Origin of the sequence: Aeromonas sp. RU39B (assembly GCF_900156095.1) — a bacterium.
Classification (GTDB): domain Bacteria; phylum Pseudomonadota; class Gammaproteobacteria; order Enterobacterales; family Aeromonadaceae; genus Aeromonas.
In genome coordinates, this window is the sequence record NZ_FTMJ01000008.1 from 73,684 (window position 1) to 95,447 (window position 21,764).

Sequence of the window (21,764 nt, forward strand, 5' to 3'; positions counted from 1 at the left end):
AGGATTAATATGTGAGGTCGGTCCACTTTGACCATTAGATTTACTAATGGATTGTATTAAAATTCGTCAATTGTGGCAGTTGATTGACTCTCCTACACTTTGCGCAAATCAACAGAGGAGAGACATCATGGCTGACATCACCTACGTAGAAGCGCATCGCGAGCTTAAAGGCGAACAGTCCTTGGTGGCCCGTATCAAGTTCATGATGATGACTTGGATTGAACGCAGTCGCAGTCGTCGTCAACTGGCTGAAATGCCTGAGTACCTGTTGCGTGACATCGGGCTGAACGAAGCGGATCGCTATCAGGAAACCAATAAACCGTTTTGGCGCGGTTGATTGGCAGGGCACGGATGCCTGCTTACCTCCCGGCTTGGCGCCGGTAATGTATGGTTAATGTTTGTTTTTCTTGAATAAGTTGTGATGCCTCCGGCGCCGAACCTATAATCGGACTCACTGGTGTTGAGTGAGGTAGGCATGATTCCCCATCACGATTTTCTGGCCCTGAGCCGAGCCCATGAGTGGCAGCTTGAGCCCTTCTCCTTTTCCTTGCCTCACGGCGATCGCGTCGAGGTATGGGACACCGGCGTTCTGCTGATTGATCCTCTGCACGCAGGTCATCGCGCCCAAATCATCTCTTGCGGTATTCACGGTAACGAAACGGCGCCTATCGAGCTTTGCAATCAACTGCTTGGTCGGTTGCTCGCTGGTGAGCTGCGCGCTTGCCACAAAACCCTCTTTATCTTTGGTAATCCTGCGGCCATGAACTTGGCCGTGCGTGAAGTCGAAGAGAACCTCAACCGTTTGTTCAGTGGCGCGCACAGTCGCGGCGCCGGGCACCATAACCGGGAGCGGCAACGGGCAGCGCGCCTTGAACAGTATGTAGAGCGCTTCTTTGCTGGCGAATCGCGCGAGCGCTGCCATTATGACCTGCATACCGCTATCCGTGATTCACGCTACGAGAAATTTGCAGTTTATCCATATCTTGGTGAAGCGCGTAGCTACAGCCAGGAGCAGGTCCGTTTTCTGGCCGCGTGCGGCGTGCGTACCTTCTTGCTCTCGGCCTCACCGACGACCACGTTCAGCTATTTCAGCTCGTCACGTTGCCAGGCGCACGGCTTTACCGTCGAGCTTGGTAAGGTGCGTCCATTTGGTGAAAACGACATGAGCCGTTTTGCCGATACCTACGCTGCACTCGAAGCACTGGTCACCGAAGATGCGTTACCGGCTGCGCCGTGGCAACGCGACGAGTACCGCTTCTTTGCCATAGCGCGGGTGCTAAACAAGCACAGTGACGCATTTCGTTTTCTGTTTGATGACGATGTGGCCAACTTTACGGCTTTCTCCCGTGGCACTGTGCTGGCAGAGGATGGCGACCTGCGCTATCAGGTGGAAGCCGAGGCGGAGGCGGTCGTGTTCCCCAATGCCAAGGTGGCGATAGGGCAGCGAACAGTGCTGTTGGTGGTTCCCACCACCCTGTGGCAATGACCCGCAACGGGGGATTCGTTTCGACATTTTTTAGAAATGGTGTAAAGAGTGATCTGCGTCTATGAGAATTCGTTTGCTAATCAGACAACTCAACGTATAATCATTCGAGCTAGAAAACGGCGTTATTTATGTCAATCAGTTTGATGTCTTGCATCTTCCCCTGTTGTTCATAAGTCACTCCCACTTTCAAGCTTTGTCCGCCGAAAGGCACGAGTAATTTTTGAATACAGGTTTATAAAATATGTCTAACGTAATCACCGGTACCGTCAAGTTCTTCAACGAAACCAAGGGCTTCGGCTTCATCCAGCAAGAAAACGGCCCGGATGTGTTCGTTCACTTCAGCGCCATCCAAGGTAACGGTTTCCGTACCCTGGCTGAAGGTCAGAAGGTACAATTCTCCGTGACCCAAGGCCAAAAGGGTCCGCAAGCTGAGAACGTAACTGCCCTGTAATAGGCAACCGATTCTGAAAAAGCCGCTGCACTGCAGCGGCTTTTTGTTTTTGGTGTTTGTGAAAAATGCGCTCACTCCAGTCTGAGCGCGGTCAGCAGATGTTGCAGATGTTCTACCTGGGTGCGGCCAAAGGCAGTCAGATAGCCGCCATCCTGCTCTTCGATCAGACCTCGTTGATGCAGACGCAGTGCGGCTGCATGCAAACCGGCGGGACTCTCCTTATGAAGCTTGATCCCCTGATGCAGATTGGCGCTATCAAAGCAGGCCAGCACCTTGAGTTCGTCGATAAAATCCTGGGTGATGGGAGTGGTTCCCGGCATGTTGCTACTCCTTGGGTCGGGGAAATGGTGACACCTTACCACTCCTGAAAGGCCATGAATGGGGCCTGCCTCAAACTCTGAGCGCCTGGCGCCACGGCTTTCGTTCATCAATGCGGCTTCGTGCTAAGATGGCAACCTCTTCGTCCCCTGGAGTCTTTCATGCCTCGTATTGTGCTGGTTTCCCTGCTGCATCGTCATGCTGCGCGCTTTCCTGTCTATCCGGTCGCTCAGTTATGCTCCTTGCTAAGCGCTCATCCCGGCAAGGTGTGGCTACCACCGTGCGAGGGGGAAGAGATCGCTGCGCTGACCCGCGCTGCAGCAGATCGCCCGCTTGGCCAGTTGGCCTCACTGGCGCAAGGGTGGTGTGAGCTTGGGATCCAACCCCGCGACGGTGACAAGGCTGGATTGGCGCTGGCTCAATACGATGAAGAGCTGCTGGATAACCTGGCCCACTACTGGAGTTCGGCCGAGCGGATTAACCGCCCGATCACCGATAACCTGTTTGAGCTGCGTCGGGAGGTGGTGGACGAGGCGCTCGGTAGTTCCCTGAGGCAAGGCTGGCTCAAGGGGCAGCAGGCCCGCTTGAAACAGCTGCTTACCAATGGTGAGGAGCCGCAGATTGCCTTTGTTGAGGTGGAAGCCTGCTACTGGTTACGTGCGCAGCTTGCCGAACAGCGCGGTGTCGAACTGATCTGGCCCGAGCTATGAGCCGTGCTTGTCGGCACTGGACAAGGTGGCGGCAAGATGTGACCATAGCGCCCCAATTTATGCCCCTTTACCCCAAGGAATGCCCATCATGAGCTACACCCTGACCGATACCGAGCGCAACGCCGCCCTGCAACTCAATGCCGATTATCGCTACGAACATTTCGTCAGCAAGCTGGTCGAGCACGGTGAGCTCTATGTGCTGACCGACGAGCACGGCGTCATGATGCTGACCACCGATGATGAAGATTGCATCCCGGTATGGCCGCATCCGGAATATGCCCAAGCTTGGGCGCACGGTGATTGGGAAGCTTGCCAGCCGCAGGCTGTGACGCTCAAGGTGTGGCTGGAGCGCTGGATTGATGGCATGGAAGAAGACGAGCTGTGCGTTGCCGTCTTCCCGACGCCGGATCAAGAAGGCATTGTGGTCGAGCCGCGTGAGCTGGCCGATGCCATCGCCAAGAAGCAGGCCAAACGTCAGGGCTGATCTGCGCCCTGAGTTAGCCTCAAAAAAATCCCGCCGTCATGGCGGGATTTTTGTTTCAGCGTGGGTCACATCAGTGCGGCTTATAGGTCTCATCAACCCGAGTGATCACCTCAAAACGGGCGCCGGATTTTAACGCCGCCCGGGTTTCGCGCTTTCTGGCCTCGTCAATCCAGAACAAGCCGCCATAACTGAAGCCTGAGTTAAAGCCATCAAGCGGCCAGTAGAGGGTGTCACTCTGTGGCGTACCCGGTACTGAGGGTAGGCGTATCCAGCGCCACGCGCCTTCACGGGTGTAGGGCACCTGATAGGCAGGTACAAAGCTTGCCAATTCGAATAGCCGCGCCTGGATCTGGCGTGACAGCTCGGCCTTTTTGGCAAAGTCGAACTCCTTGTCAAACTGCTCAACTAATCCGGTCATGGCATCATCATCGATGTTCATGATGTTGTTGGTTTGCGGCTTGTTGGCATTGGCCTTGTGGAAGAATTCCCAGTAGGCAGGGTAACGGCCGCCCGCCCACGCCATCCAGGCGCTTTGGTGTTTTTTCTCCAGCATGGCTTTAAAGCCGGCCGAGGCATCCATCAGGTTGAGCTGCAGATCCAGCCCGGCTTTTTTCGCCTCTTCCCGCAGTAGCGACAGGCGCTGGGTATGCTCGGCTGTGGTGTAGGTGACCGTCAGTTGCAACGGTTGATTGGCACTGTTGCGTAATATCCCGTCCGCGCCCTGAGTGGTAAACCCGGCTTTGGCAAATTCGGCACGGGCCTGTGTGGGGTCAAACGGGCGGGCTTTGATATCGCTGTTGGTAAACTCCCCCTGACCACTGCCAAACGTATTCAGGCGCTGATAGTCACCGCGCAGCAATTTGCTGAGCATCAGATCAACGTTCAGGGAATACTGGATCCCCAACCGTACATGCAGATCCTTGAGCAGCGGATCTGCATTATTGAGATAGAGCCCCATGGGCGGCTGCGGGGTCTGATTGTAAAACCAGGTGCGCTCAATCAGTCCCCGTTCAAATTCCGGGGTTTTGGTCTTGTCATGCCACCAGTTGGGCATCACCAGCGGGAAAGTGTCGAGATCGCCTTTGAGGAAATGTTGCCAGGCGATGTTGAGATCGCGCAGCACCAGAATGCGGATGCGATCCACATTAAAGCGGTGCTGGAAGTAGCGCTCATCCTGTCCCCACCAGTTTTTTACCTTGGTCAACGTCACCGATTTGCCCATTTTGATATCAGTCACTTGATAAGGACCGGTGACCGGCAAAATGGTCCAATTTTCCCGTTTTACCCAATCTGGCCCCAGCGTGATCGCATGGCTGGGCTCGGGGGCAAAGGGCAGTGTATCGAGCAGGTCTTGCCGGCTTTTGGGATAACCACTGGTCACAGACAAGGTGCGATCATCGTACTTGGTCACATCGACAATCTGGGTGGTGTAGAAGTTGTTATACCAGGGCGCGTTGATCTCTTTGCTACGCATCATCTTGAGCGTAAACAGAAAATCATCGGCTGTGACCGGCACACCATCAGACCAGGTTGCGTTGGGATTAAGGCGAAAATAGAGGGTTTTGTGATCCTGACCAAAGGCCCACTGGTTGGCCAGCATTGGCATGGGTTTTCCGGTCAACGGATGCGTAGCCAGCAGCGGCAACCGGTTTTCCCGCATATAGGCGGCAAAGCCACCATTGGAATCGGGCCCATAGGTGCGCAGTGTCAGTGGAAAACTGGTCATAAAGGTCGTGAAGATGCCGCCCGGTTGTGCTGCCGGATCAGCAAAAACCGGATCGTCGTTGTTGCTCTCCCACACCAGATCGGAGGGGAGGGTGGCGCTCAGCGCCACGGCGCTCCAACAGAAAAATAGAGCAGTCAAAAAACGCGGGATGGGCATGGGAATGCCTCCTTGCTATCAATCGGCAGATGCTTGGGAAACACGGCGCTGTGGCAGTAGCCGAGGACCTAGCAGATGGATCACAAAACCGGTGAGCACCAGTGCAGAGCCCAGCCACTGCCACGGGCCAGGGTATTCACCTAACAGTAAGCTGGCCGCCACCATACCAACGCACGGTACTAATAGGGTCAGTGGCGCCACCTGTGCCACCGGATAGCGGCCGAGAAGTCTTGCCCAGATACCGTAGCCAAACCAGGTCGCCACATAGGCGAGGTAAGCCACGCACAGCAGGGTATTGATAGTCATGCTGGCCAGCCCTTCACTGATACGGGTCGGCCCTTCAAACAACCAAGAGAGTGCCAGAAATGGCAGGATGGGAATGAGCGCGCTCCAGGCGACCAGACTCGGCAGGGCGACACGAAACGCCATGCCAATGCGCCGGTTGACTACATTACCAAGGCCCCAGCTAGCGGCCGCGCAGAGAGTGAGTACAAACCCCAACAGGGTCATGTTCCCTTGCGCATGAGCGGCGATGAGATAGAGCCCTAATGCCGCAATGGGCAGTGCGATGGCCTGATGCAGGCGCCAGCGCTCACCAAGCCAGAACATGGCAAACAGCAAGGTAAACAGCACCTGGGATTGCAGCACCAAAGATGCGATACCGGCCGGCATCCCCAAATACATGGCGCAAAACAGGAAGGCAAACTGCCCGAGGCTGATAGTGCCGCCATAGGCGAGCAGCCAGCGCAGCGGCAGCGCAGGTCTTGGAATAAAGAACACGGCGGGAAAAGCGACCGCCAGAAAACGCAGGGCGCCCAGCAGCAGCGGTGGCACCTTGTCGAGCCCCCAGCGGATGACGACGAAGTTGAGACCCCAACAGACAACGACCAGCGCTGCCAACAACTTGTCCTGATTTTTCATTGTCTTCTCTATCCTTGTGACAAGCGGCCAGCATATCGCGGCGAGGCGGGGAGGCGTCAACCCCGCCGGCGCAATGAGAGCAGCGTTGCGGTGCTTTTTATTACTCGCCGATAAACGCGCGGCAACACAAGGAGTTGTGGCTGGTCACATTCGCTCAACAAAGCCCATGCAATGAGTAAAAGGGTAGATTAAGATGTGATTAATATATGGCTTTGGCATGAGGGAGAACCGTCATGAGTGAACACAAACTGCTTCCCCATGGTGAGGACCTGCGCCGTGCAGTGCGCTGGCTGAGTGAACAGCACCGTTATGACAGTCATGCCATTGAAGAGGCCAGCCAGCGTTTTTGCCTGTCACCGCTTGATGAGGAATTTCTGCTGCAGCACTGGTTGCAACGTTCTGAAGAGGGGCGTTAGCCGATGAACGGTTCGAGCTCAATGCCGTAATCGCGCGGCTCGACCACACTTTCAATGGTATCGCTGCAGCCGGCCTTGGCCAGATCAAGCACCTTAACGTCCAGATAGTGGCGGGCGGTTGCGTGATAAAACACCTTCACTTTGGGCTTGAGTGGCTGCTCGGCATTACGCTCAATCACCAATGCCAATCGTTGGTTGGACAGTAGCACCAGCGTGCCCACCGGATAGACTCCCAGACACTTGATAAACTGGTTCACCAGTATGCCGTCAAAATGGTCGGCCGCGCCTTTGAGCAGGATACGAAACGCCTGAGTCGGCTGCAGCCCCTGTTTATAAACCCGATCGGCTGTCACCGCATCGTACACGTCGACGATGGCACTCATCCGGCTATAGAGCGAGAGTTGATCCCCCGAGAGCCCCAGCGGATAGCCAGAGCCATCCATCCGCTCATGATGATGGGAAGCCACTTCCAGCATCACTGGCGTAATACCGGGCGTCTGCCCGAGGATCTCGCGGCTGTGCACTACATGCTCGCGCATGATGGCGAACTCTTCGTCGGTCAGTTTGCCCGGCTTATTGAGAATGGCGTTGGGCGTCATAATTTTGCCCACATCGTGCAGCAGCCCACCCAGGGTGAGCTCTTTAAGAATGGCGCGCTCGATACCCAGATAACGGCCAAAGTTGGCCAGCAAAATGGCCACATTCATGGAGTGTTCCATGAGATAGGCATCTTTGGCGCGGATCCGGGCCAGGCAGAGCATGGCATCGCCATGGGTGAACATGGTGTCGACCATCTCTTCGGCCACTTCAGCCAGTGGGCCCACGTCGATGGGTTCACCCTGCTTGAGCTGGCTGAGCAGTTTTTCTTGCAGTTCGCGCGCCTCGCTGTAAAGGCGTTTGATCTTGAGGGTGTTGCCTTCGCTGCGGCACTTTTCCTGCGGGCTATCCTCACTGGCAACCTGTTGCTCGGTGCTCTTGCGGCTGCGCGTCGGGCAGATCTGCACCGTCTGGACGCCCATAGCGACCAGCTCGGCAATCTGCTGCTCGCTGTTAAGGTAACCGCTGGTGGCGACCTCTTTCTGGCCGAGTTGGCGAACGATGGCGAGCACAAACATGCCGGGACGAAGGGCACTGACGGGGAGAGTTAAAACAGAGGCGGTGCGTGACATCGAAACCCATGGCAAACAACTCAAGGTTGGCAGAGCTTAACACGAAGCCAATGGGATGCGAAAAGGACTCACTGTTCTTGTGCGCCAGGCCCCGTATAATGGCCGCCTTTATCAGTATGACGACTGCAAGGGGGGCCTGTGCGTCTCGACAAATTTCTCTGTGACTGTTCGGATCTGACTCGCACCATGGCGGGTAAGCTGATCCGTCAAGGGGAGGTCTTGGTAGATGGGGTAGTCATCAAACAGCCGGCCTTTCATATCAATGAGCAAAACGAAGTGGAGTTCGACGGCGTGGTGCTGACACTCACCCCGGGACACCGCTACTTTATGTTGCACAAACCGCAGGGGTATGTCTGCTCGAACGATGATCCGGACCATCCCACCGTCTTCTTCCTGCTCGATGAACCTTCGCCGGCCAAGCTGCACGTGGTTGGGCGGCTCGATCTCGATACCACGGGATTGGTGCTCATCACCGACGATGGCCAGTGGTCGCACCGGGTCACATCGCCGCGCCACGAATGTGCCAAGACCTATCATGTCTGGCTGGCCGACCCGATTGCGCCAGAGACTGCTGAGCTGTTTGCCGAAGGCATTCTGCTGCGCTCCGAGCGGGATAAGACCCGTCCGGCCAAGCTGGAGGTACTTGGTGAATGTGAAGCGCGCCTGACCATTCACGAAGGTAAATATCATCAGGTTAAGCGGATGTTTGCCGCCGTGGGCAATAAGGTCATTGGCCTGCACCGTGAGCAGGTGGGTGATCTGGTGCTGGATGAGGCGTTGGCCCCCGGTGAATACCGTGAGCTGACGGCCGAAGAGATAGCGGCATTTTGATACGAGAAGGGCCCGTGTGGGCCCTTTGCATTAGGCGCTGAGTACCAGCGCCGTCCCGGTGGTTGCCAGTAAGGCGCCGATCCAGGCCGGCAGAGTCGGACGTGAGCCGGTATGCCACCACAACAAGGGCAGCAGGATAACTGGCGTGGTGGATGAAAGAATCGAGACCATCCCGACGTCCCCGAAGCGCAAGGCGACCAGGATCAGTGTCATGCCGAGCGCCATCGCCAGAAAGCCGTTGACGCTGATCAGGGCGAGGATCTCCCGGTTGATTGGTCGCTCTGGCAGCGACAGCGGCATACGGGTTAATCGCAGCAGGGAGTGCGCCAAGAGCGCAGCCGCCATGCGTACTCCCGAGGCGGTAACGGGATCCACGGCCGGATTGGCCATCACTGGCTTGGCAATCACGGCGCCAAGACTTTGGCACAAAGCGGCCAGGAGCCCCAACCCCACACCAACCCAGAGCGTGCCGCGTACGGTTTCCCAGTCGTGGTCCTGGCTGCGCCGCCCAAAAGCAATGGCCAGCCAGACGCCGCTTAATACCAGCATGGCGCCCCACAGCCGTTGCCCCGAGAGCGCTTCGCCAAACAGCCAAAGTCCGAGCAGGGCCGAAAACAGTGCGTGACAGGAGAACAGCAGTCCGCTGCGCCGTGGCCCCAGCCGGTTCATGCAGGCAAACAGGGCGGTATCGCCGATAAAAATACCCACCAGCCCGGAGAGAGCCAGTGTCGGCCAAGCACTGAAGGGAAGTTGTTGCCAACCGCCGGTAAACAGGCTGCCGGTGGCCAGCATCAAGGTGACCATCAGCATCCGCCAGCGGCTGTATGCAAAAGCGCCAAGATGACGGGCTGGTTTGACAGAAATGAGGGCTGCAACCGCCCAAAGGGTGGCCGCAATCAGGGCACACCACTCGAACCCCATAAAAAACTCCTGAAAAAAGCCCGAAAGGCTCCATCTTCTCTGGAAGGTCGTTACAATACGGGCCGATTGTCAGGAGAACAAGCGCCAACGCTTTTCCACGGCGCAATAGATAAAGGTATTCAAGAGGTAGTTACGGTGCGTTATTCCCGTTTTTTCTGGCTGGCATACTGTCTTGCCGGCTCACTGCAAGCATCCGATGCAGTTGTCACCGCACCTTCGCCTGCCCAGGTGATTCAGACTCTGGTCAAGAGCAACGGCGATGAGCCCGAATCGCTCGACCCGGCCAGAGTGCGTTCCGGTTTTTCCGAAGAGGCCATTTTGACCGATCTGTTTGAAGGTCTGGTCAATGAAAATGGCGCCGGGGAAGTGGTCCCCGCTAACGCACTGCGCTGGGAGCGCAGCAACGACGGTTTGGTCTGGCGCTTTTTCCTGCGGCCCAATCTGCGCTGGTCCAACAATACGCCGCTAAAAGCAAGTGATTATGTCTATGCGTGGCGCCGTTTGATTGACCCGGCCACGGCATCTCCCGCATCGTCGCTGGTGATGGCGGCGGGGATCAACAACGCATCTTCCATCTATGCCGGCGCGCTGGATGTCAAAGAGCTGGGGGTCGAGGCCGAATCGGACCATATCCTGCGGGTCACCCTGGAGCATCCGGTGCCCTATTTCCTGCGCCTAGTCAGCCAGCGCCCGTTTGTGCCGCTCTATGAGCCGTCGGTGAGCGATGATCCGACCTGGATGAACGCCGGCAATCTGGTCAGTAACGGCGCCTATCAATTGACCCATTGGGTTGCGCATCAGCGTATCGAACTCGGTCGCAATCCCAACTATTGGGACAATGCACACACCCGTATCGATCAGGTGGTCTATCTGCCCAAGCTCTCTGCTGCGGCAGAGCGTGAAGGTTACGATGCCGGTGATATTCAGATGACCAACCGCATTCAACCCGATTACTACCAGACCATCAAGCAGAGTGAGCCAGAGCGGGTGTGGGGCTTGCCGTTACTCGGCACTGCAGTGTTCAGTTTTAACCTGCAGCAGCGCGAAGTGGCGGATGTGCGCGTTCGTCAGGCGCTCTCGATGGCCATCGATCGGGAAGTACTGACCCAGACGGTGACCAGGTTGGGTGAGCCGATCGCTTGGTCGCTTCTGCCGGCGTTGCCGGGCTATCAGCCCTATCAGCCCGGTGAGTCGGCCTTGCCGCGTAGCGAACGTCTGGCGCGCGCTGCCGAGCTGCTCAAGGCGGTCGGTGTTGGGCCCGATCACCCTCTGCATCTGGTGATTACTTACAACACCTCGGGTAATCACAAGCGTCTGGCTGAAGCGATTGCCCTGATGTGGCAGCCGCTGGGGATTGAGACTGAGCTGCGTAATCTCAGCTGGGGTGATTACCAGTCGGCCAAATCGGCAGGGGATTTCACGGTGGCGCGATCGTTTGTCTTTGGCGATTATGCCGAGCCGTCTGCGGTGTTGAACCAGTTTCGTTGCGGCGATCCGCAAAACGAGAGCGGCTATTGCGATCCCCAGTTTGATCGCCTGTTGACCGATGCAGCCAATACACTCGATGAGTCCCTGCGTAATCAGTTTTATCAGCAGGCTGAGCAGTTGATGATGTCGGCCCAGCCGGTCATTCCGCTGTTCCATTACAGCCAAATGAGATTGATCTCCCCGCAGCTGCGTGGGTTGCCGACCCAGAATGTGCGCGGCGTGATTGCCAGCAAGGATCTCTATTTCGCTCAGCAGCAGTGAGGTAAGTGATGAAAATTGCCCTGATTGCCGATATTCATGGCTGTTTGCCGGCACTTGAGCGTGTGCTGGCGCAGCTTGAGGTGCTCAAACCGGATCATCTGCTGCTACTTGGTGATCTGCTCAACCACGGACCGCGCAATCCGGTGCCTGACGGTTATCAACCGGCGCAGGTCGCCGAGCGGCTCAATACGATGGCCGAGCGTATTATGGCGGTTCGCGGCAACTGTGATTCGGAAGTGGACCAGATGCTGCTGACATTTCCCTGCACGGCGCCTTACAACCAGTTGCTGGTGGACGGGCGTCGCTGGTTTGTCACTCATGGGCATCTCTATCAGCCGCAAGAGGTGCCGCTGCCGGCGCAATCACTGTTTGTGAGCGGACACACTCATGTGCCGGTGTTAGAGCACAAAGAGAGGCGGGTGTGGGTCAATCCTGGCTCGGTGACGTTTCCGCGGCAGGGATGGCAAGCCAGCTTTGGCTGGTACGAGGGCGAGGTGATGCAGATCAGGGCGTGCGCGGATGGCGCAGTTTTCAACGAGATGCGGTTAGGCTTTGATGCTGCGTGAGCGGGTGCCTGAACGGGTATGGCCGCGGGCATCGTAGGTCAGGGAGTTGCGATCACGCAGTTGCGCCAGCAAACCGGCAAGACGTCGGTTGGCGGTGATGGAGAGCTCCAGCAGTTTGCCATTGATGTCATTTTGTTCTTGGCAGGCTTGCAACAGGCTGGTGATCTCTTTGACTTGCGGTTGATGCTGTGACGCGGCAGCGGCATCAAAGCTGGCAATCTGTTCGTCAAGTGACTGAATGTCGCCAACCAGTGTCTGTTTACGCTGGGCCAGCTCGGGAAGGGAAAGAGCCTGACGCTGCTCAATGAGGAAAAATTCCTCTTGTAGCAGCGCCAGCATGTCCGCCAGATGTGCGTGTTGCCGATTCAGCAGAGAAGGAAGGTCGTTCATCCGAGCAGCTTGTCCAGTTGTCCTTCGAAGGCGGACATTTTTTTTGCCACCCGCTCGCTGTCTACCTTGTATTCACCGGAGGCAATCGCCTTCTTCAGGCTCTCAACACGGCTTTCGTTACCGGTAGTGGAAGCGGAGAGGCTTTTTTGCATCTGCTGCAACTGTTGGGCCTCGTTAGTCAGGGAGACAGAATCGGTCTTGGCGGCGGTTGCACGGCCATCAGTGGCAGCCACATCACTTCCGGTCTTGCCGGCAACAGACTGACTCGAACCGCTGTTTTGCAGGCGGTTGTTAGCCATGTTGTTGATATTGTTGATAGCCATATCGTTATCCTTCATCTGCTAGGGTCTTGCTTACCCCATGTATCGGCAAGCGTTAGCGAAGCTTTAGCAAAATTACTGCATATTGATCACGGCACTGCCGACACCCGAGACCTTGGCACTGACCTCCCTGCCAGACTGCAGGTTGGTGACGCGGATCATGTCTCCGAAACTACCATCTTGCAAGGCGCGTACCATCGATTTTATTTGTAAATTGGATGTTTGAGCAATCAGGGTGATCTGGTCGCCTTTACAAATTACACAGATCTGACTGGCTCGGATGGGCTGACCCGGTCTGATGTCTCGCTTGCTGCGAGAGCCGACCAAAGACGCCGGATCGACCAGAAAGTCGCCGCGCATCATTTGTTCGTCCTGATAGGCAAGCGTCAACTTGTCGGCGCTGAGCAAGTCACCCTTGGCCACGATGTCGGTGACGGTCACAAAAGGTTTTTGCAGGCTGACTCTGACCGGCAAGTAGACATTCCAACCGGGAGACTCCTGGCAGGTCAGTAAGACGGTTGTATTACGACGAATCGTCATGTTGCCTGGCAGGGTAATTTGCAGCTTGTCCTGGCAGGTAGTGAGGGGAAGCCGGCTATCGATGGGGCCGGCAGTGACCAGCACTCGGGTGGCCGGATCGGCGTCGATCTGGCTTAACACGAAGCTTTCGGCGGCTTCACGCAGGGTATTGCGAGTTTCATCGCTGACCTGTGCTATCGCCCCGAAAGGGATTAGGAGTAACAACAGAAGCTTGCTAATCATTTGAAACGGCTGGCCGATAAAGAAATTGTTAACCTACATCAGATCAAATTAACTATGCTTGCTTCAAAGACGGACCTCCGTACTTTGACATCAAGCAGCACACAACAGCGCATGCATGAATGGTGCCAAGCGTCTTTTATTGAGGGAGCATTTTTATGGCCAGTATTCTGGACTCGGTCAACCAGAGAACCCAGTTGGTGGGGCAGAACAGACTAGAATTGCTGCTGTTTCGCTTGAACGGCCGCCAGCGCTTTGGCATCAACGTATTCAAGGTCAGGGAAGTTCTGCAATGTCCTCCGCTGACCATCATGCCAAAAATCCATCGCTGTATCCGTGGTGTTGCCCATATTCGCGGCCAAACCATCTCTGTCATCGACATGAGCATGGCTACCGGTGGTCGCCAGATTAATGACCTCTCCAAGTGCTTCCTGATCATTGCCGAATATAACCGCTCGGTTCAGGGGTTTCTGGTCAACTCGGTTGAGCGCATCATTAATATGAACTGGGAGTCGATTCTGCCGCCGCCAAAAGGTGCGGGCCGCATCAACTACATGACTGCGGTGACTGAGGTAGACGGCGAGCTGGTCGAAATCCTCGACGTGGAAAAGATTCTCAACGAAATCTCGCCGATCCCGACTGATGTGAGTGAAGAGGTGCGTGAGGCCAGCATCGCTCATCCGCCTGCTGACCGCCCGGTTCTGGTGGCCGATGACTCCTCTGTCGCCCGTAAGCAGGTTCAGCGTGCTCTTGAGGCGATCGGTATTCAGTGCATCTTGGCCAAAGATGGCCGCGAAGCACTCAATATGCTGCTCGAAATGGCGCAGAAGGGGTCGGTCAGGGATCAGATCGCTCTGGTCATCTCCGACATCGAGATGCCCGAGATGGATGGGTATACCTTCACGGCAGAAATTCGTAGTAATCCAGCGCTTAAGGATTTGCATGTTATCCTGCACACTTCCTTGAGCGGGGTGTTCAACCAGGCCATGGTTCAGAAGGTTGGCGCCAATGACTTTATTGCCAAGTTCCAGCCTGATGTGCTGGCCAAGGCAGTTCAGAACGCCCTCTAGACAGAAGAAGAACGACGCTGAATGAAGACACTGTCAGACGATGTATACAAGCAGTTCAGTACCTTTCTGGAAAATCAGAGCGGTATTGTGCTGGGCGATAACAAGCAGTATCTGGTTAAGAGCCGGTTGTCGCCCCTGCTGACCCAGTTTGGCGCGGCCAGCCTCGATGATCTGATTGCTCGTTCAATGAATGTGCGCGAGCGGGATCTCAAGATGGCTGTGGTCGATGCCATGACCACCAATGAAACGCTCTGGTTTCGTGATACCTATCCGTTCCAGATGCTGACAGACAAATTGTTTCCCGAACTTGGTAAAAGTGGCCGAGCAGTCAAGATATGGTCTGCGGCTTCATCGTCCGGGCAAGAGCCCTACTCGATTGCCATGACGTCCATCGAGCACCAGATGAAAAAGCCGGGCACTCTGCCTGGCGGCGTACAGATAGTAGGTACTGATATATCTACCTCCATGCTCAATCAGTGCAAGGAAGGGGTATATGACAATCTGGCGTTGGCCCGCGGTCTATCTCCTGAGCGCAAGAAGATGTTCTTCGAGCCCCACGGCGACAACAAAATGCGGGTGGTGGAGCGAGTCAGAAAATTGACATCGTTCCGCCAGATCAACTTGCTGGAAAGCTACAGTCTGCTGGGCAAGTTTGACATCATCTTTTGCCGCAACGTGCTTATCTACTTTGCTCCTGAGGTGAAATCCAAAATCCTCAATCAGTTTGCAGGCAGCCTCAATCCAGGTGGCTACCTGATGCTGGGCGCTTCAGAATCTCTGGCTGGTCTGACCGAGCGGTTTGAGATGATTCGCTGTAACCCCGGCATTGTTTACAAAGTTAAGTAATCCCTCCTAAATTCCTGGCACACCCCTTGCTTATATTCGGTTAAGCAGGAGGTGTGTCATGGCTCTTTCGTTTGACAAGGCGTTCGGTGTTCATCAATACACGCTGGGAGTTCGTGCTCGGCGTGCAGAGGTGCTCGCCGGTAATATCGCCAACGCAGATACCCCGGGCTATAAGGCCAAAGATGTGGATTTTTCCCAAGCGCTAAAAGACGCCCAGAGCGGTCAGGGCTTTGGCTTGTCCACAACAAATGAACGGCATTTTGCTCTCAATCTGGGAGGCAGCGGGGATGTGAAGTATCGCAATCCTCTTCAACCGGATACGGGTGATGGCAACACGGTAGACCTGCAGCAAGAGCGCAAGGATTTCATGCAAAACAGCCTTGAGTACCAGACATCGCTGGAGTTTATGAACAGCAAGATCTCCGGTCTGCTCAAGGCGCTCAAAGGAGAGCAGTAATGAGCTTGTTCAATGTATTTGACATCTCGGGCTCGGCCATGAGCGCACAGTCAGTTCGCCTCAATACGGTAGCCAGTAACATGGCCAACGCTGACAGTGTCAGCTCGAGTGTGGACAAAACTTACCGGGCGCGGCGGCCGATCTTTGCCGCCCAGCTTGAACAGGCGGTGTCAGACCGGCAAGCGGGGGTGGGGGTTGATGTTAAGGGTATCGTCGAGAGCGATGCGCCTCTGCTCAAGGAGTACAACCCCAATCATCCGCTGGCTGACAAAGACGGTTTTATCTACAAGCCCAACGTCAACATGGTTGAAGAGATGACTGACATGATCAGTGCTTCGCGCAGTTATCAGACCAACGTACAAGTTGCCGATGCCGCGAAGAAGATGCTGCAGCAGACGCTCAGCATGGGCAAGGGTTAAGGAGCTGAGCGATGGCCGATAGTATCAGCAATCTCTCGTCGACGACGAGCAGCAGCTCGAGCAGCACGACCACCACAGCGAAGAAGACGCTGGATCAGGAGTCGTTCTTCAAGCTGATGACCATGCAGTTGTCCTATCAGGATCCGTTCAAGCCGGTCGAGAACTCGGAGATGCTCTCCCAGATGACCTCGATGTCCACGGCAGAGGGGATCTCGAACCTGACGAGTCAGATGACCAACCTCAATACGGTCATGACATCCAGCCAAGCCCTGCAGGCCTCTGCATTGGTTGGGCAGGATGTCCTGATTGGTTCCAACAAGGGATACCTTGAATCAGGTGGTTCCATGAACGGCACCCTGATCATGGGTGACGGTGCCAGCAACGTGACGGTCACGGTCGAAGATGCCAATGGCCAGGTGATTCGTCAGGTCAAGCTGGACGGCACTCAGAAGGGCAACGTTGCCTTTACTTGGGACGGCAAGGACAACAGTGGTAATGCGGTCAAGGAGGGCAACTACCAGCTCAAGGTGTCCGGTACGGTCAATGGCAAGAATGAAACCTTTAACGGTCTGGTTTACAACCGGGTTGAAAGTGTGACCTTGGGAACCAGCACCAATCCGACCACGGTCAAGCTCAAGGGGATCGGTGCCGTTTACCTGACCGATATCCTGGAAATAGCAGGTAGTAAAAGCAATACGTCCAGCGGGACGGGCTCCAGCACTTAAGGCGATGAAAGGAGAATACCATGTCATTTAACAACGCCCTGAGCGGAGTCAACGCCGCTCAAAAAGATTTGAACGTTACGGCCAACAACATCGCCAACGTTAACACCACTGGCTTTAAAGAGTCCCGTGCCGAGTTTGCCGATGTGTATGCCAACTCCATCTTTGTCAATGCCAAGACTCAGGTCGGTAATGGTGTGGCAACCGGCGCTGTTGCCCAGCAGTTTCACCAGGGGGCGTTGCAGTACACCAACAACCCGTTTGACATGGCGATTCAAGGAAATGGTTTTTTTGTGCTCTCCGATGGGTTGAGCAACCTAGATCGAACCTTTACCCGCGCTGGCGCATTCAAGCTCAATGAGAGCAGCTATATCGTTAACAATCAGGGAAAGTACCTGCAAGGCTATGAAATCAACCAGGATGGCACGCCCAAGGCGGTGAGTCTCAACGCCACCAAGCCAATCCAGATTCCGGATAAGGCTGGCGAGCCAAAGATGACCGAAAAGGTTGAGGCCAGCTTCAACCTGAGCAGTACCAATGATACGACAGCAATGGATCCGGCTAACTTTGACCCGACCAACAATAAGACCTTTAACCATTCCACTTCGGTCGTTGTCTATGACTCGCTGGGGTCACCTCACACCATGACTATGTACTTCGTCCGTCAGCAGGGGGCGACGGCTGGTGTGCCGCTCGATCCTCCAACTTGGCAGATGTATTTGTATGAAGGAAGCAATGCTATTGATGTTACCGGTGGTACCTCCCCGGGCGGTACTGTGCCGCTGGGGGTAACGTTGGAATTTACCTCTGGTGGTAAACTCAACACCACCACACCCGCCACCATCACGACTGAAGCGCTGGGTACGCCGGGTGCTGGTATTATCACCAATGGTGCCGACCAGACTCAAACCATTACGATGGAACTTGAGGATGTAACACAATATGCATCTGCTTTTGAAGTCAACAAACTGACGCAGGATGGCGCCACGGTCGGTCGTCTGACCAAGGTGGAGATCACCGACGACGGTATCGTCTCGGCCACTTATAGCAACGCAACCACCGTCAAGGTCGCCATGGTCGCCATGGCTAAGTTTGCCAACTCACAAGGGCTGACCCAGGTGGGGGATACTTCATGGCAATCTTCGCTGCTCTCCGGCGATGCTTTGCCGGGTTCCCCGAATTCCGGTTCATTCGGCAGTATCAAATCGTCGGCGTTGGAGCAGTCCAACGTGGATTTGACCACCCAGTTGGTTAACCTCATCACGGCGCAGCGAAACTTTCAGGCCAACTCACGGGCGCTAGAAGTCAACAGCACCCTGATGCAGAGCATCCTGCAGATCCGGTAAGCCGTCATAAAGCTGACGCGAGGGACGCAATGCGTCCCTTTTTTATTTTATAAAACATGAGGTTATGTTCTTATTTTGGGCTTTGGCACTGCTTTTGCAGAAATGATGGCAGCAAGTCATGACCGTCAGTGAGGAGAGCCATGGACCATCTGCTTTACATCGCCATGTCGGGGGCCAAGGAGAACATGAACAGCCTGGCTGTTCGCAGTAACAACCTGGCTAATGCCAACACCGTTGGCTTCAAATCCGACTTTGAGCAGGCACGCAGCATGCAAGCTTTTGGTGAAGGGCTGGCAAGCCGGGTGTTTGCCAAGACCGAGCGACCCGGGCAAAACCTCGAGCACGGCATGCTGATGACCACAGGACGGGATCTTGACGTGGCTCTTGATGGCCAAGGCTGGATTGCCGTACAGGATCCCAAAGGGGGAGAGGCGTTTACTCGCATGGGCAATTTGCAGCTCAGTGCCACTGGCAACCTGCAAACCTCCACGGGCCTCAATGTGGTCGACGATGCCGGTAACCCGATTATTTTGCCGCTGCCGGTCGAGAAAATTTCTATCAACCGTGACGGGACCATCTCGGGCCGTCCGGAAGGGGCTGCCCCCAACCTGTCAGAGAACTTTCAACGTATCAAGCTGGTCCGTCCGGCCAATGACGCGGTGGAGAAGGGGGAGGATGGTCTGTTTCGACGCAAGGACAAGCAAGCCGAGCCGGCGTCGGCCACAGTGGGACTTATCTCTGGCGCACTGGAGGGAAGTAATGTGAATCCTGTGGAAGAGATGACCAACCTTATCCGTCTGCAACGGCAGTTTGAAACCCAGATCAAAATGATGAAAACAGCGGAAGAAAATGATGAAGCCCAGACTCAACTGCTGCGTATCAGCTAACCAAGGAGTATGAGATGAATCCTGCACTCTGGATAAGCAAGACCGGACTGGACGCACAGCAGGTCAATATCAGTGTCACCTCCAACAACTTGGCGAACGCCAGCACGGTGGGATACAAAAAAGGCCGGGCGATTTTCGAAGATCTGCTCTATCAGAACATCAATCAGCCAGGCGGACGCTCTTCGGCTGATACCACCATGCCCTCCGGTCTGATGTTGGGTGCTGGTGCCAAGGTGGTGGCCACCCAAAAGAACCACAGCCAGGGTAACGTGCAGACGACCGACAACTCGCTCGACATGATGATAAGTGGTCGCGGCTATTTTGAGGTGCAACTGCCCGATGGTAGCGCCGCTTACACCCGTAATGGCCAGTTCACCCTCAATGACGAGGGAACCATCGTGACCCCCGGTAACGGCTATCCGCTGCAGCCCGAAATTCAGATCCCGGAGAACGCCCAGAGCGTCACTATCGGCACTGACGGTCAGGTATCGGTGCAGCTGGCAGGTCAGAGTGACAGCCAGGTGGTTGGCCAGATCAATATCTCCGATTTCGTCAACCCGAGCGGCTTGCAGCCGATGGGTGAGAACATGTTTTTAGAAACCCAATCCAGTGGCGCCCCAATCCAGGGGACGGCCGGTGCCGATGGGCTTGGTGTGATCAAGCAGGGGATGCTGGAAACGTCCAACGTCAACGTGACCGAAGAGCTGGTGGACTTGATCCAGGCACAGCGGGTTTACGAGATGAACTCCAAGGTGATTTCAGCCGTTGACTCGATGATGTCCTATCTGACACAGCGGGTGTAACAGGAGTGCTGTCATGAAAACCGTCTGGATGCTGGGTTGCTTGTTGCTGGCTGGATGCAGCAGCACCCCCTATACACCGCGACCCGACGATCCCGATTACTCACCGGTCTATCCGGATAGCGAATCGGTGTCGGTGCGCCCAACCGGGGCTATTTTCCAGCCCGATCAGATCAACAGCATCTATTCGGACATCAAGGCGCACAAGGTCGGTGACCTCATCACTATCGAGTTGGCGGAATCGACCTCCGCCACCAAGAAGGCGAACACTCAGACCGGCAAAGACAACAGCTTTACGCTCAATCCCGTCAAGGTGGGTGGAGTCGCGGTCACGGCGGGGGGGTATTACGATCTCTCTGCATCGGCAGATCAACAGGCCGCCTTTAAAGGGCAGGCCAAAGCCGACCAGAGCAACAGCCTGCAGGGCAATATTTCGGTCAGTGTCTATAAGGTGTTGCCCAACGGCAATCTGATGGTTCGCGGCGAAAAGTGGATCATGCTGAATAACGGTAATGAATACATCCGGATCACCGGCGTGATTCGCCCCGAGGATGTCACCTCAGATAACTCGGTGTCGTCACAGCGCGTCGGTAATGCCCGGATCTATTACGGTGGAACCGGTGACTTGGCCAATACCCAGGAGCAGGGATGGCTGACCAGTTTCTTCAACGGTCCCTGGTGGCCCCTGTAGTGGTTGGAGGCTTTATGCGTGTTTATCACCTCTTGATGCTGAGTGTCTGTCTGTTGCTCCCGCTGGGCGCACAGGCGACCCGTATCAAGGACATTAGCTCGGTGGAAGGGGTTCGCAATAACCAGCTGCTCGGTTATGGCTTGGTTGTGGGCCTGCCGGGGACTGGCGAGAAGAGTAACGCATTCACCGAGCAGACGTTTCGCACCATGCTGAACAACTTTGGCATCAAGGTGCCGGAAAATCTCAAGCCGAAGATCAAGGACGTGGCTCCGGTGGCTGTGCATGCCGACCTGCCACCGTTTTCCAAGCCTGGCCAAACCATTGATATCACGGTATCTGCAATTGGCGAGGCCAAGAGCCTGCGCGGTGGCACCTTGCTGCAAACCTTTTTGAAGGGGCTTGATGGCCGGGTCTATGCGGTGGCGCAAGGTAGTCTGGTGGTCGGTGGTTTGGGCGCTGAAGGGGCGGATGGCTCCAAGGTGGTCATTAACACCCCGACCGTAGGCCGAATTGCCAACGGCGCCACGGTTGAGCGCGAGGTGCCCAACGCATTTAGCCAGGGCGATACGATTACGTTCAACTTGCAGCGAGCTGACTTTACGACGGCTCGCCGCGTCTCCGAGGCGATTAACTCACTGGTTGGCCCGAACACGGCGCAGGCGATGGATGCAACGTCAGTCAAGGTGTATGCACCGCGCGATCCGGCGCAGCGCGTTTCCTATCTCTCGACGCTGGAGAATCTGGAAGTCGATCCTGCTGATGAGGCCGCCAAAATTATTGTGAACTCGCGCACTGGTACCATCGTTATCGGCCGTGAAGTGAAGCTCAAACCGGCGGCCATCAGCCACGGTGGGCTGACCGTGACCATCGCCGAAAACCAGCAGGCTTCTCAGCCTAATCCTTTGTCACAAGGGCAGACCGCGGTCACCAACAATTCGACTATCAATGTGCAGCAACAAAATGGCCGGATGTTCAAGTTTGATACCGGCGCATCTTTGGATGATCTGGTTCGAGCTGTCAATCAGGTCGGCGTGGCACCAGGGGATTTGATGGCGATTCTGGAAGCGTTGCAACAGGCGGGCGCGATTCAGGGTGAGCTGGTCATTCTTTAATCAGGGTGGCAATGGGTTGCCACCTGCGGCAAGAAGTGAAG

Annotated in this window: 27 protein-coding genes; 19 read left to right on the top strand and 8 right to left on the bottom strand. The window is 55.6% G+C overall.

Annotated elements, in window-relative coordinates; genetic code table 11:
- The first annotated feature begins 127 nt into the window (after positions 1-127).
- The 3 genes from BW958_RS12175 to BW958_RS12185 all read left to right on the top strand — a co-directional run bounded on the left by BW958_RS12175 (position 128) and on the right by BW958_RS12185 (position 1,937).
- A complete protein-coding gene (locus BW958_RS12175; protein ID WP_076576016.1) occupies positions 128-337 on the top strand; it encodes a DUF1127 domain-containing protein in 210 nt (69 codons plus the stop codon).
- Positions 338-475: 138 nt separating this feature from the next.
- Positions 476-1,486: a succinylglutamate desuccinylase gene (astE, locus tag BW958_RS12180; protein ID WP_076576017.1), complete on the top strand. Its 1,011-nt coding sequence runs from the start codon at positions 476-478 to the stop codon at positions 1,484-1,486.
- A 241-nt stretch (positions 1,487-1,727) separates the two neighbouring features.
- Positions 1,728-1,937 (top strand): cold-shock protein, encoded by a 210-nt coding sequence (locus BW958_RS12185; RefSeq protein WP_076576018.1) that lies wholly within the window; start codon positions 1,728-1,730, stop codon positions 1,935-1,937.
- Positions 1,938-2,008: 71 nt separating this feature from the next.
- On the opposite strand, the gene BW958_RS12190 is transcribed toward BW958_RS12185, so the two are convergent.
- Positions 2,009-2,257: a TIGR02647 family protein gene (locus BW958_RS12190; RefSeq protein ID WP_076576019.1), complete on the bottom strand. Its 249-nt coding sequence runs from the start codon at positions 2,255-2,257 to the stop codon at positions 2,009-2,011.
- Between the two features lie 159 nt (positions 2,258-2,416).
- Between BW958_RS12190 and BW958_RS12195 the strand changes: the two genes are divergently transcribed.
- Both BW958_RS12195 and BW958_RS12200 read left to right on the top strand, forming a co-directional pair.
- A complete protein-coding gene (locus BW958_RS12195) occupies positions 2,417-2,965 on the top strand; it encodes a hypothetical protein (protein WP_076576020.1) in 549 nt (182 codons plus the stop codon).
- Positions 2,966-3,053: 88 nt separating this feature from the next.
- Positions 3,054-3,449: a DUF2750 domain-containing protein gene (locus tag BW958_RS12200; RefSeq protein WP_076576021.1), complete on the top strand. Its 396-nt coding sequence runs from the start codon at positions 3,054-3,056 to the stop codon at positions 3,447-3,449.
- A 70-nt stretch (positions 3,450-3,519) separates the two neighbouring features.
- Here the strand turns inward: BW958_RS12200 and BW958_RS12205 are convergent, their stop codons facing one another.
- The gene (locus BW958_RS12205; RefSeq protein ID WP_076576022.1) at positions 3,520-5,331 is read right to left on the bottom strand and encodes an extracellular solute-binding protein; all 1,812 of its coding nucleotides are present in this window, start codon (positions 5,329-5,331) and stop codon (positions 3,520-3,522) included.
- An 18-nt stretch (positions 5,332-5,349) separates the two neighbouring features.
- Positions 5,350-6,252, bottom strand: coding sequence for an EamA family transporter (locus BW958_RS12210; RefSeq protein ID WP_076576023.1), 903 nt, complete (start codon positions 6,250-6,252; stop codon positions 5,350-5,352).
- Positions 6,253-6,485: 233 nt separating this feature from the next.
- Between BW958_RS12210 and BW958_RS12215 the strand changes: the two genes are divergently transcribed.
- On the top strand, positions 6,486-6,668 hold the full coding sequence (locus tag BW958_RS12215) for a hypothetical protein (protein ID WP_076576024.1): 183 nt from the start codon (positions 6,486-6,488) through the stop codon (positions 6,666-6,668).
- On the opposite strand, the gene BW958_RS12220 is transcribed toward BW958_RS12215, so the two are convergent.
- Entirely contained in the window at positions 6,665-7,837 is a 1,173-nt protein-coding gene (locus tag BW958_RS12220) for a cyclic di-GMP phosphodiesterase (RefSeq protein WP_076576025.1), read from the bottom strand. The two genes, BW958_RS12215 and BW958_RS12220, sit on opposite strands and share 4 nt — an antisense overlap.
- 138 nt (positions 7,838-7,975) lie before the next feature.
- Between BW958_RS12220 and rsuA the strand changes: the two genes are divergently transcribed.
- Positions 7,976-8,668, top strand: a complete 693-nt coding sequence (gene rsuA / locus BW958_RS12225) for a 16S rRNA pseudouridine(516) synthase RsuA (RefSeq protein ID WP_076576026.1) — start codon at positions 7,976-7,978, stop codon at positions 8,666-8,668.
- Between the two features lie 30 nt (positions 8,669-8,698).
- On the opposite strand, the gene BW958_RS12230 is transcribed toward rsuA, so the two are convergent.
- A complete protein-coding gene (locus BW958_RS12230; RefSeq protein WP_076576027.1) occupies positions 8,699-9,589 on the bottom strand; it encodes a DMT family transporter in 891 nt (296 codons plus the stop codon).
- Between the two features lie 135 nt (positions 9,590-9,724).
- Here BW958_RS12230 and BW958_RS12235 point away from each other — a divergent pair, with 135 nt between their 5' ends.
- Both BW958_RS12235 and yfcE read left to right on the top strand, forming a co-directional pair.
- Positions 9,725-11,338, top strand: coding sequence for a peptide ABC transporter substrate-binding protein (locus tag BW958_RS12235; RefSeq protein WP_372629680.1), 1,614 nt, complete (start codon positions 9,725-9,727; stop codon positions 11,336-11,338).
- A gap of 8 nt (positions 11,339-11,346) precedes the next feature.
- Positions 11,347-11,904, top strand: a complete 558-nt coding sequence (gene yfcE / locus BW958_RS12240) for a phosphodiesterase (protein ID WP_076576028.1) — start codon at positions 11,347-11,349, stop codon at positions 11,902-11,904.
- On the opposite strand, the gene BW958_RS12245 is transcribed toward yfcE, so the two are convergent.
- From BW958_RS12245 to flgA, 3 genes are all read right to left on the bottom strand, one after another.
- Positions 11,884-12,294: a flagella synthesis protein FlgN gene (locus BW958_RS12245; protein WP_076576029.1), complete on the bottom strand. Its 411-nt coding sequence runs from the start codon at positions 12,292-12,294 to the stop codon at positions 11,884-11,886. The genes yfcE and BW958_RS12245 overlap by 21 nt on opposite strands.
- Positions 12,291-12,617, bottom strand: a complete 327-nt coding sequence (gene flgM, locus BW958_RS12250; protein WP_076576030.1) for a flagellar biosynthesis anti-sigma factor FlgM — start codon at positions 12,615-12,617, stop codon at positions 12,291-12,293. Before flgM ends, BW958_RS12245 begins: the two co-directional genes overlap by 4 nt.
- Before the next feature lie 72 nt (positions 12,618-12,689).
- Positions 12,690-13,376, bottom strand: coding sequence for a flagellar basal body P-ring formation chaperone FlgA (gene flgA / locus BW958_RS12255; protein ID WP_076576031.1), 687 nt, complete (start codon positions 13,374-13,376; stop codon positions 12,690-12,692).
- Between the two features lie 155 nt (positions 13,377-13,531).
- Here flgA and BW958_RS12260 point away from each other — a divergent pair, with 155 nt between their 5' ends.
- The 10 genes from BW958_RS12260 to BW958_RS12305 all read left to right on the top strand — a co-directional run bounded on the left by BW958_RS12260 (position 13,532) and on the right by BW958_RS12305 (position 21,723).
- Positions 13,532-14,443 carry a chemotaxis protein CheV gene (locus tag BW958_RS12260; RefSeq protein ID WP_076576032.1) on the top strand — a complete coding sequence of 304 codons (912 nt, stop codon included), beginning with the start codon at positions 13,532-13,534 and terminating at the stop codon, positions 14,441-14,443.
- Between the two features lie 21 nt (positions 14,444-14,464).
- Complete coding sequence (locus BW958_RS12265) at positions 14,465-15,289, top strand: CheR family methyltransferase (RefSeq protein WP_076576033.1); 825 nt, start codon at positions 14,465-14,467, stop codon at positions 15,287-15,289.
- A gap of 58 nt (positions 15,290-15,347) precedes the next feature.
- Positions 15,348-15,746, top strand: coding sequence for a flagellar basal body rod protein FlgB (gene flgB, locus BW958_RS12270; RefSeq protein WP_076576034.1), 399 nt, complete (start codon positions 15,348-15,350; stop codon positions 15,744-15,746).
- Positions 15,746-16,165, top strand: coding sequence for a flagellar basal body rod protein FlgC (gene flgC, locus BW958_RS12275; protein ID WP_076576035.1), 420 nt, complete (start codon positions 15,746-15,748; stop codon positions 16,163-16,165). Before flgB ends, flgC begins: the two co-directional genes overlap by 1 nt.
- A gap of 11 nt (positions 16,166-16,176) precedes the next feature.
- On the top strand, positions 16,177-16,890 hold the full coding sequence (locus tag BW958_RS12280; RefSeq protein ID WP_076576036.1) for a flagellar hook assembly protein FlgD: 714 nt from the start codon (positions 16,177-16,179) through the stop codon (positions 16,888-16,890).
- Between the two features lie 20 nt (positions 16,891-16,910).
- Positions 16,911-18,233, top strand: coding sequence for a flagellar hook protein FlgE (flgE, locus tag BW958_RS12285; RefSeq protein ID WP_076576037.1), 1,323 nt, complete (start codon positions 16,911-16,913; stop codon positions 18,231-18,233).
- 140 nt (positions 18,234-18,373) lie between these two features.
- Positions 18,374-19,120 (top strand): flagellar basal-body rod protein FlgF, encoded by a 747-nt coding sequence (flgF, locus tag BW958_RS12290; RefSeq protein ID WP_076576038.1) that lies wholly within the window; start codon positions 18,374-18,376, stop codon positions 19,118-19,120.
- Between the two features lie 14 nt (positions 19,121-19,134).
- Complete coding sequence (gene flgG / locus BW958_RS12295; RefSeq protein ID WP_076576039.1) at positions 19,135-19,923, top strand: flagellar basal-body rod protein FlgG; 789 nt, start codon at positions 19,135-19,137, stop codon at positions 19,921-19,923.
- Positions 19,924-19,936: 13 nt separating this feature from the next.
- Positions 19,937-20,611, top strand: a complete 675-nt coding sequence (flgH, locus tag BW958_RS12300; RefSeq protein WP_076576040.1) for a flagellar basal body L-ring protein FlgH — start codon at positions 19,937-19,939, stop codon at positions 20,609-20,611.
- Between the two features lie 14 nt (positions 20,612-20,625).
- Positions 20,626-21,723, top strand: coding sequence for a flagellar basal body P-ring protein FlgI (locus tag BW958_RS12305; protein WP_076576041.1), 1,098 nt, complete (start codon positions 20,626-20,628; stop codon positions 21,721-21,723).
- The last annotated feature ends 41 nt before the right edge of the window (positions 21,724-21,764 follow it).

Excerpts from the sequence above, each read along its gene's own strand:
- BW958_RS12245 (WP_076576029.1), bottom strand. The coding sequence starts at position 12,294 with ATGAACGACCTTCCTTCTCTGCTGAATCGGCAACACGCACATCTGGCG.
- BW958_RS12200 (WP_076576021.1), top strand. The coding sequence starts at position 3,054 with ATGAGCTACACCCTGACCGATACCGAGCGCAACGCCGCCCTGCAACTC.
- BW958_RS12215 (WP_076576024.1), top strand. The coding sequence starts at position 6,486 with ATGAGTGAACACAAACTGCTTCCCCATGGTGAGGACCTGCGCCGTGCA.
- yfcE (WP_076576028.1), top strand. The coding sequence starts at position 11,347 with ATGAAAATTGCCCTGATTGCCGATATTCATGGCTGTTTGCCGGCACTT.
- BW958_RS12265 (WP_076576033.1), top strand. The coding sequence starts at position 14,465 with ATGAAGACACTGTCAGACGATGTATACAAGCAGTTCAGTACCTTTCTG.
- BW958_RS12195 (WP_076576020.1), top strand. The coding sequence starts at position 2,417 with ATGCCTCGTATTGTGCTGGTTTCCCTGCTGCATCGTCATGCTGCGCGC.
- flgH (WP_076576040.1), top strand. The coding sequence starts at position 19,937 with ATGAAAACCGTCTGGATGCTGGGTTGCTTGTTGCTGGCTGGATGCAGC.
- BW958_RS12210 (WP_076576023.1), bottom strand. The coding sequence starts at position 6,252 with ATGAAAAATCAGGACAAGTTGTTGGCAGCGCTGGTCGTTGTCTGTTGG.
- BW958_RS12280 (WP_076576036.1), top strand. The coding sequence starts at position 16,177 with ATGGCCGATAGTATCAGCAATCTCTCGTCGACGACGAGCAGCAGCTCG.
- flgF (WP_076576038.1), top strand. The coding sequence starts at position 18,374 with ATGGACCATCTGCTTTACATCGCCATGTCGGGGGCCAAGGAGAACATG.
- flgE (WP_076576037.1), top strand. The coding sequence starts at position 16,911 with ATGTCATTTAACAACGCCCTGAGCGGAGTCAACGCCGCTCAAAAAGAT.
- BW958_RS12175 (WP_076576016.1), top strand. The coding sequence starts at position 128 with ATGGCTGACATCACCTACGTAGAAGCGCATCGCGAGCTTAAAGGCGAA.
- BW958_RS12260 (WP_076576032.1), top strand. The coding sequence starts at position 13,532 with ATGGCCAGTATTCTGGACTCGGTCAACCAGAGAACCCAGTTGGTGGGG.
- BW958_RS12190 (WP_076576019.1), bottom strand. The coding sequence starts at position 2,257 with ATGCCGGGAACCACTCCCATCACCCAGGATTTTATCGACGAACTCAAG.
- flgA (WP_076576031.1), bottom strand. The coding sequence starts at position 13,376 with ATGATTAGCAAGCTTCTGTTGTTACTCCTAATCCCTTTCGGGGCGATA.
- flgM (WP_076576030.1), bottom strand. The coding sequence starts at position 12,617 with ATGGCTATCAACAATATCAACAACATGGCTAACAACCGCCTGCAAAAC.
- flgG (WP_076576039.1), top strand. The coding sequence starts at position 19,135 with ATGAATCCTGCACTCTGGATAAGCAAGACCGGACTGGACGCACAGCAG.
- flgB (WP_076576034.1), top strand. The coding sequence starts at position 15,348 with ATGGCTCTTTCGTTTGACAAGGCGTTCGGTGTTCATCAATACACGCTG.
- BW958_RS12185 (WP_076576018.1), top strand. The coding sequence starts at position 1,728 with ATGTCTAACGTAATCACCGGTACCGTCAAGTTCTTCAACGAAACCAAG.
- BW958_RS12305 (WP_076576041.1), top strand. The coding sequence starts at position 20,626 with ATGCGTGTTTATCACCTCTTGATGCTGAGTGTCTGTCTGTTGCTCCCG.
- BW958_RS12205 (WP_076576022.1), bottom strand. The coding sequence starts at position 5,331 with ATGCCCATCCCGCGTTTTTTGACTGCTCTATTTTTCTGTTGGAGCGCC.
- BW958_RS12220 (WP_076576025.1), bottom strand. The coding sequence starts at position 7,837 with ATGTCACGCACCGCCTCTGTTTTAACTCTCCCCGTCAGTGCCCTTCGT.
- BW958_RS12230 (WP_076576027.1), bottom strand. The coding sequence starts at position 9,589 with ATGGGGTTCGAGTGGTGTGCCCTGATTGCGGCCACCCTTTGGGCGGTT.
- astE (WP_076576017.1), top strand. The coding sequence starts at position 476 with ATGATTCCCCATCACGATTTTCTGGCCCTGAGCCGAGCCCATGAGTGG.
- flgC (WP_076576035.1), top strand. The coding sequence starts at position 15,746 with ATGAGCTTGTTCAATGTATTTGACATCTCGGGCTCGGCCATGAGCGCA.